Below are 14,438 nucleotides of genomic sequence, written 5' to 3'. Positions count from 1 at the left end.
GATCCGCGGGGGCGACGACCGGACCGGTCGTCGCCCCCGTCGCGTGCTCAGCCCTGGTGCGGCGGGTTGTCCACGTCCCGCGAGACGACCTCGCCCTTGGCGTCCACCCAGCCCTTCGGCCGGGCCGGGTTGCCGGCCACGAGCTGGTACGGCTTGACGTCCCTGGTCACCACCGAGCCGGCGGCGACCATCGCGTACTCGCCGACCTCGATGCCGCACACCAGCGTGGCGTTGGCGCCGATCGAGGCGCCCCGACGCACCAGCGTGGGGGTGATCGTCCAGTCCGGATTCTGCGCGCGCGGCCGGAAGTCGTTGGTGAACACCGCGCACGGGCCGACGAAGACCTCGTCCTCGATGGTCACGCCCTGGTAGACCGAGACGTTGTTCTGGATCTTCACGCGGTCGCCGACGGTGACACCCGCGTCGACGTAGACGTTGCGGCCGATCACGCAGCCGGCGCCGACCTGGGCGCTGGACCGGACGTGCGCCAGGTGCCAGACCTTGGTGCCGTCGCCGACCCGGGCGCCGTCCTCCACGTCGGCCGTCGGGTGGACGAAGACGGAAGCGGACCAGTCGTTGCTGTCAGTCATCTCAACTCGCATCGTGGCGGGGCGCGTGCGCGCCGTCGGGCTGGGCTCGACGCAGCATAACGAGCACCTCAGGTGAGCAGTTCGGCCACCGCGTCGGCGGCCGGCCGGTCCGCCGGCAACGGGTGCGCCGCGACCACCGCGTCCACCGGCAGCGCGGCGTACAGGTGCGGGAAGATCGCGCCGCCCCGGGACGCCTCCCAGCGCAGCGCGTCGCCGAGGCGCGCCTCGTCCACGGCGAGCAGGGTCAGCCCGGTGACCCCGGCGAAGTGTCGGCGCGCGGTCTCCACCACCTGGTCGGCGGCGGAGAGGTGGAGGAAGCCGTCCTGCCGGTCCAGCGCGGTGCCGGCGAACCGCCCCTGCGCCCGCGCCCGAGTCCACTCGTCGTCGGCGAGAATCTTGTAGATCACCACCGCAGCCTAGAGTGGCCTCGCGTCCGGGCGTCGGGTCTGCCACCATTCCCGGGGCATCACCGCGAGCGGACGGAGGCACGGGTGCGGATCCTCCTGGTCGAGGACGACCGTCGGGTCGCCGCGGCGCTGTCGTCCGCGCTGACCCGCCGCGGCTACCAGGTGGAGCACGCCGCCACCGTCGCCGCCGCGCTCTCCGCCGCCCCCTGCGACCTGGTGCTGCTCGACCTGACCCTGCCCGACGGCGACGGCACCGACCTGTGCCGGGAGCTGCGTCGGCGCAGCAGCCAACTGGGCATCATCGCGGTGACCGCCCGGGGGGAGGAACGCGACCGGGTCCTGGGCCTGCGGCTGGGCGCCGACGACTACGTGGTCAAGCCGTTCTCGATGGTGGAGTTGCAGGCGCGGATCGAGGCGGTGCTGCGCCGGGCGTCGCACACCGTCCCGGAACGCCATCTGATCGAGGCCGGCCCGGTCCGCATCGACGTGGGCGGCCGGACGGTGAGCGTGGCCGGGCGGGCGGTCACCCTGACCCGCAAGGAGTTCGACATCCTGCTCTCGCTGGCCCGCCAGCCCGGCGTGGCGGTGCCGCGGGACCGGATCCTGCTCGACGTCTGGGGCACCGTCTGGGCCGACCGGCACACCGTCGAGGTGCACGTCGGGTCGCTGCGCGGAAAGCTGGGCGACCCGACGCTCGTGGAGACCGTGCGCGGGGTCGGCTACCGACTCCGCGCCGCGTGAGGAGGCCCCGGTGCGCCGCCGGCTGGTGATCAGCTACCTGCTGCTGATGGTGCTGGTGCTGTTCGCGCTGGAGACCCCGCTGGCGGTCACGCTCGCCTCGCGGGAGACCGACCGGGTCCGCGCCGACCGACTCGCCGACGCCACCCGCTTCGCCTCGCTGGCCGGTCCGGCGCTGCGCGGCGGCAGCCCCGGCCCGCTGGGCGGGGAGCTGACCGCCTACGACGACCTCTACCGCATCGGCGCGGCGGTGGTGGACCGCGACCGCCGCACCGTGGCCGCCTCGGCCCGCTGGGATCCCGGCGGTGGCACCGGGCCGGCGGTCGACACCGCGCTGTCCGGGCAGCAGTTCAGCGGCCCGGAGTCGGTGTGGCCCTGGGAGGCCGGGCCACTGGTGACGGCGGTGCCGATCAACGACGGCGGTGAGGTGCTCGGCGCGGTGGTCACCACGACCCCGACCGGCCCGGTGCGCCGCACCGTCACGGTGTGGTGGCTGCTGCTGGCCGGCCTGGGCCTGCTCGCGGTGCTGGCCTGCGTCTCCACCGCGTTCGGGCTGGCCGGCTGGGTGCTGCGCCCGGTCACCGAACTCGACGCGGCGACCCACGAGATCGCCGAGGGACGCCGCACCGCCCGGGTCCGGCCCCGGCTCGGCCCGCCCGAGCTGCGGCGGCTGGCGACCAGCTTCAACGACATGGTCGACGCGGTCTCCGACGTGATGGACCGGCAGCGGGCCTTCGTCGCGCACGCCAGCCACCAGTTGCGCAACCCGCTGACCGCGCTCCGGCTGCGGGTGGAGGAGCTGGGGCCGAGCCTCACCGACCCGGACGGCCGGTCCGAGCACCGGCTGGCGCTCGAGGAGACCGACCGGCTGGCCACCGTGCTCGACGCGCTGCTCACCCTCGCCCGGGCCGAGCGGGAGGAGAACCAGCGGGTCACCGTGGACGCCGCCGCGGCGGCCGAGTCCCGGGTCGCGGCCTGGCTGCCGCTGGCCCGGCACCGGGCGGTCGCCCTCCGGCTCGACGCGGACGGGACGCCGGCGTACGCGCGGACCGTGCCGACCGCCATCGACCAGGCGCTCGACGCGCTCATCGACAACGCGGTCAAGTTCAGCGGCGCCGGGGGAGAGGTGACGGTGACCGTACGCGGCGTCGACGGCGGGACGGAGCTGGCCGTGCGCGACACCGGCCCCGGCATGACGACCAGCCAGCTCGACCAGGCCACCGAGCGGTTCTGGCGGGCCCCGGACGCGCAGAACGTGGACGGCGCGGGGTTGGGGCTGACCATCGCCGCGGTGCTCGTCGACGCGTCCGACGGTCGACTCACCATGCGCCAGGGCGAACCACGGGGACTGGTCGCCGAGCTGTGGTTCCCGGCCCCGGCCGACCCCGACGACCGCGCGGTCGGGCCGGATCGCCCCGGCGAGGCGGTCGGCCGCTGACCGACGTCAGGGCTTGGTGTCGCGATACCACTGCGCCGCACCGGGGTGCAGCGGCAGCGGGGTGGTCACGATCGCCGACCGGGGGCTCATCCGGCCGGCCGCCGGATGCGCCGCGGCCAGCTCCTCCCGGCGGTCCATCAACAGCCGGGTCACGTCGCGCACCAGCGACGTGGGCAGGCGCGCGTTGACGATCAGGTAGTTCGGGTTGGCGACCGTGCTGACCGGATCCGCCCGGTAGACCGAGCGGGGAATGTCGCGGGTCACGTAGACCTGCCCGTACGCGCGCCGCAACGGCTCGGTCCAGTCGCCCAGGTCGACCATCCGCAGCGAGGTCCGCTGGGCCAGGTCGGCGACGCCGCGCACCGGCAGCCCGCCGGAGAAGAAGAACGCGTCGATCCGGCCCTCGCGCAGCGCGGTCACCGAGTCGTCCAACCCCAGGTGCTCCTGGCCGACCCGGTCGCCGCCGAGCTGCGCCACGGAGAGCAGCCGGGTGGCGGTGACCTCGGTGCCGGACCCGTCGGCGCCCACCGAGACCCGCCGGCCGCGCAGGTCGGCGAGCGTGCGCACCGGCCCGCCGGCGGTGGTGACCAGGTGCAGCAGGTCGTCGTAGACGCGGGCCACGGCGAGCACCGCCGGGTGCTCCGGCTCCCGGGGCGGCAGCACGTCGGCCTGGGTGAACCCCAGCTCCGCGTCGCCCGCGCCGACCAGCCGGACGTTCTGCGCGGAGGCGGCGGTGACCAGCACCTCGGCCCGCACCCCGGGCAGCTCGCGGTTGAGCAGGGCGGCCAACGACTGACCGAAGGCGTGGTAGACGGCGGTCGGGCTGCCGGTCGCGATCCGGATCCGCACCGGCTCGGCGGGCTCGTCCCGGCAGCCGGCGACGCCGGTGACGAGCAGCAGCAGCACCGCCAGCGGGACCGCGCCCCGGGCAGACCAGAGTCGGCTCACGGGCTGCACTCTGCGCCGTGCACCCGCCGCCGCGCAAGCCCGCCCCGCCAGGTTGCGGTCAGCCCAGCGTGGCGCTCTCGGTGATCCGGGCCCGGTGCTCGCCGTTGGGCACGCTGACCAGGAAACAGCCCGACCCGGGCCGCAGCACCGCCGGCACCTCCAGAAGCGCCGCGCCACGCACCAGCACCGCCGCCAGGTCCCGGTCGGCCAGCCGGATGCCGAGACAGTGCCGGCGTACGTGCCGGCCGCCGGCGAGCAGCGCCGCCCGCCAGGCCGAGGCCGCGAGCCGGGGCCGCCAGAGCCGGCGCGCCGTCGAGGCGCCGGGCACCGGCCCGCCGAGCAACTCCCGGCGGCCCTGCCGCCAGCCGGCCGCCAGCAGGTTCGCGTACGCCGCGCGGTGCTCCCGGGCGACCGACAGCCGGTGCAGTTCGTAGCGGCGGCGCAGGCCGCCCGTGGTCAGCTCGTGCTCCACCGGCACGTCGAGCCGGCGCAGCAACTGCCGCATTCGGCGCGCCGCGTCCTCCCGGTTGAACTCGGCGACCCCGCCCCGGTCCGGGCCGACGTCGAGCCGGCGGACGCCGGCGGCCGGCGGCGGCATGCAGCGCACCAGGCAGGCCACCTCGAACGCGTCGGCCAGGGTCAGCCAGTCCAGCGGTGGGGCCGGCGACGACGGGCGGGGCCGGTCGAGCAGCGTGGTGGGCTCGGAGAGCATCGGCACAGCTCCTTGGTCGGCGAGGTGGTGCCTCTACCGTGGCCTGCCACGCCGGGCCGGGGAACCGCTGCGCCCGAGCCTTGAGCAAAACTTGCGCTCAGAGGTCGGTGACGACCAGGTCGACCTGCCGGGGCCGACCGGCCGACCGGGGCGCCTCCTCGACCGTGTACTTCAGGTCGCGCAGGGCCCCCACCAGCGCCCCGGCGGTGCGGGGGCGGGCACCGGCGAGGAGCAGGTCCCGCACCAGCCGGCCCTTGGTCGCCTTGTTGAAGTGGCTCACCACCGACCGCACCGGCGCCCCGTCGACGGTCCGCTCGTGCAGCACCCGCACGGTCACCGTGCGCTCGGCGACCGCACCGCGCGGCGCCCAGGTGGCCGCGTACGCCCCGGAGCGCAGGTCCAGCACGGGACCGCTGCCCGCCGCCGCGGTCACCGCCGGTTCCAGCGCCGCGCGCCAGTACGCCGACAGCGCCCCGACGCCTGGCAGCCGCGCCCCGATCGGGCAGCGGTACGGGGGCACCCGGTCGGTGAGGCGGACCGCGCCCCACAGCCCGGAGCTGATCAGCACCGACCGCCGGGCGGCCCGTTCCGCCGCCGGGGGGAGTGTGGCCAGGTCGAGCGCCTCGTAGAGCACCCCGGTGTAGAGCCGCCCGGCCGGCGCGGTGGCCGCCACCCGCAGCCGCGCGTTGCGACGCAGCTCGCCGCGCTGCCCCTCGCTCAGACCCAGCGCGTCGCGGGCCGCCGACTCGTCCGGGCCGGCGCAGAGGTCGACGAGCGCGGCCAGCGCCGCCTCCCGGGCCGGGGTCAACTCCGGCAGCGACAGCTTCGACAGGTCCAGCCGGCGGCCGGTGCCGGCCTCGGCCTTGCCCTCGGACGGGGGGAGCAGGATGAGCACCGGCACAGCGTACGGGCCGGGGTCAGCGCCACGGCCGCACGGCGTGTTCCGGGTGGTACACGCGACTCCCGCCGACCTCGGCGACCACCGCCGCGTCGGCCCGGTCGCCCAGCAGCCGCCGCAGCCCGCGTTCCGCAGGCGAGCCGACCGCCACCACGTACCCGGGTCGAACCGCCTGCGCGACCCGCCGCCAGTACGCCGGATAGCGGTTCTGCCCCGGTGTCAGGTTGCCGTCCAGCACCCCGCAGGCCACCGCCTCGCCGGTGTTGAAGATCAGCCGGTTGCAGGTCCAGTAGTCCCCGTACACCTCGTGCAGGCCGGCCCCCAGCACCGCGTCGGCGAGCCGGCGGGCGGACCGTTCCTCGGCCCGCACCCCCGGCACGCCGGCCAGGAACGCCGCCGTGCCGGCCAGCGTGGCGGCGGTCAGCCCGGCCAGCACGGCGGACGCGGCGACGCCCCGCAGCCGGGCCGCGCGGGACGCGGTGGCCCGCGTCGCGTGGACGGCGGCCAGCCACAGCGGCCACAGCACCGCCGGCAGCGAGATCTGCAACACCGACAGGTAGCGGGCGTTGCCCAGCGGGTCGGTCGCGGCGAGCGGGCTGCGCACGTACGCCAGCAGCGTCCCCGCCGCGCCGGCGACCAGGGCGAGGATCGCCACGGCCCGGACCCGCGTGGCCGGGTCCACGGCCCGGCGGTACGCGACCACGCCGAGCCCGGCGGCGACCACCAGCAGCACCGGGTAGAGCACGCCGAACCAGCGGGCCCAGCCGGCGCAGCCGTCCATCGGGCACAGCCCGGAGGCCAGCGGCGGCCCCTCCAGCAGCCCGCCGTGCAGCCGCTCGGCCACCGACGGGGCCACCCCCTCCTTCGTGCTGATCTCCCGGAACACCGACAGCGAGTCCTGCCCGGGCGGCGCGACGACGTTGTCCTTCACCACCGGCGCGATCCCGACCAGGAAACCGGCCACCAGCAGCACGCCCGGCCAGCCGACCAGGTCCCGCGGGGCGGCCAGCACCAGCGCCACCACGGCCACCAGCAGGTAGGGCGCGATCAGCCAGTCCGACCAGAGCGCCAGGCCGGCGAGCAGCCCGAACGCGCCGGTGGCGACCCAACGGTGGCGGACCCGCCGCTCGCCGAGCGCCACCGCGATCAGCAGCATTGCCAGCACCGCGGGCTTGACCTCGGGTCGGCCGCCGACCACGGTGAGCTGGTCGCGGACCACCCGCTCCGACCCGAGTGCCAGCAGGCCCACCACGACCACGGCCAGCCATCCGGAGAAGAGCCGGCGGGTCAACCGGTACGCCAGCCACAGGAAGACCGCGTACAGCGCCAGTAGCGGCAGCCGCAGCAGCGGCCAGCTCGCCCCGCCGACGCCCACCAGCGGCGCGGCCAGATAGGACTCCAGCACGCCCATGTAGCGCTGCCCGTAAAGGAAGACCGGCCGCTCGTGGCCGCCGGCGATGTGCAGCGCGGCCAGGCCGAACGTCGCCTCGTCGCTGTTCGAGGCGGGCACCGTGAGCAGCGTCAGCACCAGCCGGTAACCGACCCCTGCCGCGCCGAGCAGCAACGCCGCCACCGCCGGGCGGTCCGGGTTGCGCCACGCTGTCGCCACGACCCCACGCCCCCGTCGTCGCCTGCGAACGCAGTGTGACATGCCGGTCACCGGGCTCCGGGGCGGATCGGTCCAGATCACTCGCGTGGCCGGGCCCCGTCGGTTGTGGCAGGGTTGCTACGTGCCACCGACACCACCGGACCAGCTCGCCGTGCCCCAACTGCACCGGGCCGCGCGCATCGAGGACGCGCTGCACGGCCTGGTGGAACGCCGGCTGCGGCGCACCGGGTGGCAGCCCAACATCATCGCGTACGCGGGCTACGGCGCGCCCGGCTGGGCGCGGGTGCTCTGCCGGGTGCTGCTCGGCCGCCCCGACACCCGACGCGGCCGGCTGGAGAAGGTACGCGGCTGGCGCAGCTTCGCCACCCTGCCGGCCAAGCACGCCCGGGTCACCATCGAGGTCAACGGCGACCGCCAGGAGGTCACCGCGGACCGCAGCGGCTTCGTGGACACCGTCGTCGAGGGTGACTTCACCCCCGGCTGGGGCTGCGTACGCCTGGCCGTGGCCGACGCCGAGCCGGTCGAGGCGCTGATCCGCATCCTCGACCCGACCGTGCGGTTCGGCGTCCTCTCCGACATCGACGACACGGTCATGGTGACCGCGCTGCCCCGGCCGATGCTCGCCGCGTGGAACACGTTCGTCCTGGACGAGCACGCCCGCAACGCCGTGCCCGGCATGGCGGTGCTCTACGAGCGCCTGGCCACCGCCCACCCGGGCGCGCCGGTCTTCTACCTCTCCACCGGCGCGTGGAACGTCGCGCCGACGCTGACCCGGTTCCTGTCCCGGCACCTCTACCCGGCCGGGCCGCTGCTGCTCACCGACTGGGGGCCGACCGCCGACCGCTGGTTCCGCAGCGGGCGCGAGCACAAGCGCGCCACCCTGGCCCGGCTGGCCCGGGAGTTCCCCGAGGTGCGCTGGCTGCTCATCGGCGACGACGGGCAGCACGACCAGGAGATCTACCGGGAGTTCGCCGCCGCCCACCCGGACAACGTGGCCGGCGTGGCGATCCGGCGCCTGTCACCGACCCAGTCGGTGCTCGCCGGCAGCCTGCCCGCCCCGGCGGGCCGCTCCTCGTCCGGCCCCGTCGGCCAGAAGTGGCTGAGCGCCCCCGACGGCGCCGGCCTGTGGAAGCTCCTCCGCGAAGCCGACCTGGTCTGACCCCCCAACCCCCCCGCCCCCACCCCCCGCCCGGATCGATCATGAAGTTGACGGCGTTGTTGATCTCCTGTGACGCCGTCAACTTCATGATCGACGCCGGGGGCGGGGTGGGTGCGGTTGCGTCAGCGGGGGACGGGGGCGCAGCCGGGAATCCGGGGGTCGGCCACCTGGTACACCTGGGCCTGGGTGGATCGGGTCGCGCGCCGGGTTGGTCCGGTGCCCTGGTCCTGGCCCGTCATTTCGCTGTTGCCGGCACCCGGTTGTCCGGCCGGCACGGTCTGGTCCTGGCCGTCGGCTCGCTCCGCCGGGTCGGTCTGGTCCCGGCCGTCGGCCTGATCGCGGGTGGCTTGCCGGGCGGCGCGGATCTGTTGGATGAGCGCGCGTAGCTGCTGGATCCGGGCCCTGATCTGCCGAATGCGCTGCGCTACCCGGTTCCCGGCGTCACCGGCCTGCTCGCCGGCAGCCGCTTCGCCCGGCTGATCGCCCGTTCCGGCCTGGTCGTTCGCGCCGTTCTGGTTGCCCGTGCCGGCCTGGGGATCCGCGTTCTGCTGGCCGGCCTCGCCCGGCGGGACGTCCTGGCCGGGGTCGGTCTGTTGGCCGCCCGGCTGCTTCGCCTGCCGGGCGGCGCGGGCGGCCTGCACGATCCCGGCGATCTGCCCGATCAGGCCGCCAACGGCGTTGATGATGCCCACGGCCCGGCCGGCACCGCCGGCGGCTGGGGCCTCTGCTCCGGTAACTCCCGCGTTCCCCGTGCCGGGGGCGCCGGCCTGGGCGCGTTGGGCGCCCTGGGCGATCCCCCGGATGCCGCCGACGATGGCGCTCAGCCGTTGCACGCGGGTCTCGGTCGACCGGGGGTCGGTCAACCGGCCGGAGCGCTCGCCGGCCATCTGCTCGGTGACCGCCCACGCCCGGTCCAACTCGACCGCCATCGCCTGGTCCCACGGCACGGCCGGGCAGGCGGCGCCGGCCACCTCGACCGTGCCGGCGCATCCGGCCGCGGAGCGGTGCCGCCGGATCTGGTCGACGACCGCCGTCCGGTCGGCGATCCGGTCGGCCGACCCGGCACCCGGGTTGCGGCGCTGGTCCGCGAGCACGGTCAGGTTGGTCCGTAGCGCGTTGTCCAGGCCGGCGCAGTTCTCCGCCGCCTGGCCGGTGCCGGTGGCCACCGCGAACGCCGCACCGGCGGTGACCGCCAGCGCCACCCCGCCGGCGATCTTCCGGTTCCGGGAGTGGGCCGGCGCCCCGCGTCTACCGGTTGTGTTCCTGCGTCTCGTCATCGAAGCTCCTCCGCCTCGTCGTCACACGGCCACCACCCGGCATCCGTCCAGGAGTACGGCGAGCCGGCCGCCGTGGGTTCACGGGGACGGCCGGTGTCGCCGGAGGGTGAGCGAGAACCGCGAGTTGCGTCACGCAGAGTGACATGGGAGAAGAAGAGGCTCGACATGAGCGGTATACCTCTGAGGCATAATTATGCCTCAGAGGTATACCGGCCAAAAGTGATGTGCCGTCGAGCCGAGATGACGGAGCGTGTCAGTCCTGGCGGAGCCAGAGCACGCCCAGCGGCGGCACCCGCAGCGCCACGGACGCCGGCATGCCGTGCCACGGCACGTTCTCCGCGTGCACCGCGCCGAGGTTGCCCACCCCGGACCCGCCGTAGTGGTGGGCGTCGGTGTTCAGCGCCTCGGTCCACGTCCCGCCGGCCGGCAGGCCGATCCGGTAGTCCTCCAGCGGCCCGGCGGAGAAGTTCGCCACGCACACGAGCGTCCGGCCGTCGGGGGCGATCCGGATGAACGACACCGTGTTGTTGGCGACGTCGTCGCCGGCGATCCAGCGGAAGCCCGCCGGGTCGGTGTCCTGCGCCCAGAGCGCCGGGGTGGCCCGGTAGGCGCGGTTCAGGTCGGCGACCAGCCGCTGCACGCCGGCGCGGGCCGGGTCGTGGGTCAGGTACCAGTCGAGGCCGCGTTCCTCGCTCCACTCCCGGTCGTCGGCCAGCTCGCAGCCCATGAAGAGCAACTGCTTGCCGGGGTGCGCCCACATGTACGCCAGCAGCGCCCGCACCGTCGCCAGCCGCTGCCAGGTGTCGCCGGGCATCTTGCCGGCGAGGGAGCCCTTGCCGTGCACCACCTCGTCGTGGCTGATCGGCAGCACGTAGTTCTCGCTCCAGGCGTACGCCAGGGAGAACGTGAGCTGGTGGTGGTGGTGCTGGCGGTAGATCGGGTCCTTCGAGGTGTAGAGCAGGGTGTCGTGCATCCAGCCCATGTTCCACTTGAACCCGAAGCCGAGCCCGCCGTCGGAGGTCGGCCGGGTGACACCCGGCCAGGCGGTGGACTCCTCGGCGACCATGAGCACGCCCGGGTGGTGCCGGTAGACGGTGGCGTTGACCTCCTGGAGCAGCGCGATGGCCTCCAGGTTCTCCCGGCCGCCGTGCACGTTCGGGGCCCACTGCCCGTCGTCGCGGGAGTAGTCGAGGTAGAGCATCGAGGCGACCGCGTCGACCCGCAGCCCGTCGACGTGGAACTCGTCGAGCCAGTAGAGCGCGTTGGCGACCAGGAAGTTGCGCACCTCGTTGCGGCCGAAGTCGAAGACGTACGTGCCCCAGTCGGGGTGCTCGCCGCGACGCGGGTCTGGGTGCTCGTAGAGCGGGGTGCCGTCGAAGCGGGCCAGCGCCCACTCGTCCTTGGGGAAGTGCGCCGGCACCCAGTCGAGGATCACTCCGATGCCGGCGGCGTGCAGCCGGTCGACCAGGTGGCGGAAGTCGTCCGGATCCCCGAACCGCGCGGTGGGCGCGTAGTAGCCGGTGACCTGGTAGCCCCACGAGCCGCCGTACGGGTGCTCCATCACCGGCAGGAGCTCCACGTGGGTGAAGCCCATCTCGGTGACGTACGCGGTCAACTGCTCGGCCAGCTCGCGATAGCCGAGGCCGGGGCGCCACGAACCCAGGTGCACCTCGTAGACGCTCATCGGCTCCTCGTGCGGCCGCCGCGTCGCCCGGCGCTCCAGCCAGCCCGCGTCGCCCCACTCGTACCGGGAGTCGTGCACCACCGACGCGGTGGCCGGCGGCACCTCGGTGCGGGTGGCCATCGGGTCGGCCTTGTCCCGCCACCCCCCGTCGGCGCCGAGGATGCGGTACTTGTAGCGGCTGCCGGCCGGCGCGCCGGGCACGAAGATCTCCCACACCCCGCTGGAGCCGAGCGAGCGCATCGGCCAGCCGTCGTCCGGCCCCCAGCCGGTGGCGTCGCCGACCAGCCGCACGGCGCGCGCGTTGGGCGCCCACACGGTGAACGCCACGCCCTCGTCGAAGACCCGCGCGCCGAGCGCGGCCCAGAGCCGCTCGTGCCGGCCCTCGCCGATCAGGTGCAGGTCCAGCTCGCCGAGCGTGGGCGGATAACGGTACGGGTCGTCGAGCGTCGCGCCGTCCACCTCGACCCGGTAGTCGGTCACCTCGCCGGGGAGCACCGCCTCGAACACGCCGGCGTCGTGCACCCGCTTCATCGGGTGCCGCTCGCCGTCGACCAGCAGCGTCACCTCGCCGGCGCCCCGGCGCAGCGTGCGGATCGTGGTGCTCCCGCCGGCCGGGTGCGCGCCGAGCACGGCGTGCGGGTCGTACGCCTCACCGGCGATCAACTGGTCCATCGTGCGTCGTCCTTCTCGGCCGGTGCGGTCGGTGCGGTGCCGCCGGACAGCTCGGCGGGTACGTCCTCGACGGTCAGGTCGGGCGCGGCCGGGTGGGCCGGCTCGTCGGCGGCGGGCGGCGCCGGTCGGCGCACCGTGAGCACGTGCGCCGGTTGCAGGTACGGGTCGAGGCGCACCGCGTTGCGCTGCCCCCAGTCGTACTCCGTGCCGGTCAGCTCGTCGCGCACGGTGAACCGCTCGTGCCAGTCGAAGCCGAGCGCCGGCATGTCCAGCGTGGTGTTGCCCCACTGGACGGTGCGGGAGTCGAACGAGCAAACCACGATCACCGTGTTGCCGGTCTGCGGGTCGTGCTTCGACCAGCACAGCAGCGCCGGGTTGTCGATGTCGTGGAAGCGCAGGTTGCGCAACTGGTGCAGGGCCGGGTTGTCGTGGCGGACCCGGTTGAGCGTGGTGACGAACGGCGCCAGCGACCGCCCGCGCGCCAGCGCGGCGTCCCAGTCGCGGGGGCGCAGCTCGTACTTCTCGTTGTCCAGGTACTCCTCGGCGCCGGGGCGGGCGACGTGCTCGAACAGCTCGAAGCCCGCGTACATGCCCCAGGAGGGGGAGAGCAGCGCGGCCAGCACCGCCCGGATCTTGAACATCGGCGGCCCGCCGTGCTGCAACGACGAGTGCAGGATGTCCGGCGTGTTGGGCCAGAAGTTCGGGCGCATCCAGTCGGCGGAGGCGACCAGCTCCTCGCAGTACTCCCGCATCTCGGCCGCCGTCGTGCGCCAGGTGAAATAGGTGTACGACTGGGTGAAGCCGATCTTGCCGAGCCCGTGCATGATCGCCGGGCGGGTGAACGCCTCGGCGAGGAACAGCACGTCCGGATCGACGCTCTTCACCTCGGCGATCAGCCAGTGCCAGAAGTCGAACGGCTTGGTGTGCGGGTTGTCGACCCGGAAGATCTTCACGCCCTCGCCGACCCAGTGCAGGACCACCCGCAGCACCTCGGCGCGGATGCCCTCCGGGTCGTTGTCGAAGTTCAGCGGATAGATGTCCTGGTATTTCTTCGGCGGGTTCTCCGCGTACGCGATGCTGCCGTCGGCCCGGGTGGTGAACCACTCCGGGTGCTCGGTCACCCATGGGTGGTCCGGCGCGCACTGCAACGCCAGGTCCATCGCCACCTCCAGGCCCTGCTCGGCGGCGGCGGCGACGAAGTCGCGGAAGTCCGCCGGCGTACCCAGGTCGGGGTGGATGGCGTCGTGGCCGCCCTCGTCCGCGCCGATCGCCCACGGCGAGCCGACGTCGTCCGGCCCGGCGGTGAGCGAGTTGTTGCGGCCCTTGCGGTTCACCCGGCCGATCGGGTGGATCGGCGGCAGGTAGAGCACGTCGAAGCCCATCGCGGCGACGCCGGGCAGGCGGTCCAGCGCGGTGACGAACGTGCCGGAGCGGGCCGGCGCGTCGACGGTGGCCGGGATCGCGCCCTCGGAGCGGGGGAAGAACTCGTACCAGGCGGAGAAGAGCGCGCGGGGCCGGTCCACCCACAGGACGCGCTCGTCGCCGGTGGTGACCAGCTCACGCACCGGGTGCTCCCAGAGCAGGTCAGCCAGGTCGAGCGCCGCGCTGACCCGACGCGGCAGGCTCTCGGCGTCGTCGGTCAGCGCGCGCGCGGCCTCGCGTACCCGATCGCGGTCGGCCTTCGGCACCAGGTCGAGCGCGGCGGTCAGCACCCGCGCGCCCTCGGCCAGGTCGTTGGCCAGCTCGGCCGGGCCCTGGCCCGCGGCGAGCTTTTTGGTCACCGCGTTCTGCCAGGTGAGGTAGGGGTCCTGGAACGCCTCGACGGTGAACCGCCACTCGCCTACCACGTCCGGGGTGATGGTGGCGTGCCAGCGGTCCTGCCCCGGCTCGCCGGGGCGCATCCGGGTGAACGGGCGGGCCGCGCCGTCCGGGCCGAGCCAGACCACGTTGCAGCCGAGCGCGTCGTGGCCCTCGCGGTAGGCCCGGGCCGACACCGGTACGACCTCGCCGACCACCGCCTTGGCCGGGTAGCGACCGCAGGCGACGACGGGGGAGACGTCTTCGATCGGGAACCGTCCAGTCACCCGCCCAACCTACTGCGCGAGATCCTCTCGCGCTCGGCAGCGCCCTGCGATGCACCGGATCGCGCCCACGCGCCAGCCCCTGCTCGTCCCCGCCAAGATCCGCCGGCCGCCCCACGAGAGTCGTGACGGGTGGAACGCTGTGGGTGTCACACGGCGGCCGAGGCACCTATGGCGTTCCACCGAGCGGTGCGTTCGCGCGGTGCTGCTCGCAGCGCTCCGACC

The 14,438-nt window shown here is 74.6% G+C and carries 12 protein-coding genes; 3 read left to right on the top strand and 9 right to left on the bottom strand.

Annotated features, from left to right (window positions below; all coding sequences use genetic code 11):
- Positions 1-47: 47 nt before the first annotated feature.
- A complete protein-coding gene (locus tag ACIA5A_RS10210; protein ID WP_396759007.1) occupies positions 48-590 on the bottom strand; it encodes an acyltransferase in 543 nt (180 codons plus the stop codon).
- A gap of 68 nt (positions 591-658) precedes the next feature.
- On the bottom strand, positions 659-997 hold the full coding sequence (locus ACIA5A_RS10205) for a DUF952 domain-containing protein (protein ID WP_396759004.1): 339 nt from the start codon (positions 995-997) through the stop codon (positions 659-661).
- A gap of 84 nt (positions 998-1,081) precedes the next feature.
- Here ACIA5A_RS10205 and ACIA5A_RS10200 point away from each other — a divergent pair, with 84 nt between their 5' ends.
- Positions 1,082-1,738: a response regulator transcription factor gene (locus ACIA5A_RS10200; protein WP_181567589.1), complete on the top strand. Its 657-nt coding sequence runs from the start codon at positions 1,082-1,084 to the stop codon at positions 1,736-1,738.
- A 10-nt stretch (positions 1,739-1,748) separates the two neighbouring features.
- Positions 1,749-3,173: a sensor histidine kinase gene (locus ACIA5A_RS10195; protein ID WP_396759000.1), complete on the top strand. Its 1,425-nt coding sequence runs from the start codon at positions 1,749-1,751 to the stop codon at positions 3,171-3,173.
- 6 nt (positions 3,174-3,179) lie between these two features.
- On the opposite strand, the gene ACIA5A_RS10190 is transcribed toward ACIA5A_RS10195, so the two are convergent.
- From ACIA5A_RS10190 to ACIA5A_RS10175, 4 genes are all read right to left on the bottom strand, one after another.
- The gene (locus ACIA5A_RS10190; protein ID WP_396758997.1) at positions 3,180-4,121 is read right to left on the bottom strand and encodes a TAXI family TRAP transporter solute-binding subunit; all 942 of its coding nucleotides are present in this window, start codon (positions 4,119-4,121) and stop codon (positions 3,180-3,182) included.
- Positions 4,122-4,179: 58 nt separating this feature from the next.
- Positions 4,180-4,833, bottom strand: coding sequence for a hypothetical protein (locus ACIA5A_RS10185; RefSeq protein WP_396758994.1), 654 nt, complete (start codon positions 4,831-4,833; stop codon positions 4,180-4,182).
- A 97-nt stretch (positions 4,834-4,930) separates the two neighbouring features.
- Positions 4,931-5,734, bottom strand: coding sequence for a peroxide stress protein YaaA (gene yaaA / locus ACIA5A_RS10180; RefSeq protein WP_396758991.1), 804 nt, complete (start codon positions 5,732-5,734; stop codon positions 4,931-4,933).
- Between the two features lie 16 nt (positions 5,735-5,750).
- Positions 5,751-7,382: a hypothetical protein gene (locus ACIA5A_RS10175; RefSeq protein WP_396758989.1), complete on the bottom strand. Its 1,632-nt coding sequence runs from the start codon at positions 7,380-7,382 to the stop codon at positions 5,751-5,753.
- Between ACIA5A_RS10175 and ACIA5A_RS10170 the strand changes: the two genes are divergently transcribed.
- Complete coding sequence (locus ACIA5A_RS10170; protein WP_396758986.1) at positions 7,381-8,499, top strand: App1 family protein; 1,119 nt, start codon at positions 7,381-7,383, stop codon at positions 8,497-8,499. The two genes, ACIA5A_RS10175 and ACIA5A_RS10170, sit on opposite strands and share 2 nt — an antisense overlap.
- 122 nt (positions 8,500-8,621) lie before the next feature.
- Here ACIA5A_RS10170 and ACIA5A_RS10165 read toward each other — a convergent pair whose 3' ends face one another.
- From ACIA5A_RS10165 to ACIA5A_RS10155, 3 genes are all read right to left on the bottom strand, one after another.
- A complete protein-coding gene (locus tag ACIA5A_RS10165) occupies positions 8,622-9,776 on the bottom strand; it encodes a hypothetical protein (RefSeq protein ID WP_396758983.1) in 1,155 nt (384 codons plus the stop codon).
- A 253-nt stretch (positions 9,777-10,029) separates the two neighbouring features.
- Positions 10,030-12,132, bottom strand: coding sequence for a 1,4-alpha-glucan branching protein GlgB (glgB, locus tag ACIA5A_RS10160; protein ID WP_396758980.1), 2,103 nt, complete (start codon positions 12,130-12,132; stop codon positions 10,030-10,032).
- Positions 12,120-14,216 (bottom strand): maltotransferase domain-containing protein, encoded by a 2,097-nt coding sequence (locus tag ACIA5A_RS10155; RefSeq protein ID WP_396758977.1) that lies wholly within the window; start codon positions 14,214-14,216, stop codon positions 12,120-12,122. Before ACIA5A_RS10155 ends, glgB begins: the two co-directional genes overlap by 13 nt.
- Between the last annotated feature and the right edge of the window lie 222 nt (positions 14,217-14,438).

Origin of the sequence: Micromonospora sp. NPDC051300 (genome assembly GCF_044455315.1) — a bacterium.
Lineage (GTDB): Bacteria > Actinomycetota > Actinomycetes > Mycobacteriales > Micromonosporaceae > Micromonospora > Micromonospora robiginosa.
This window is presented reverse-complemented; position numbering and strand designations above follow the sequence as displayed.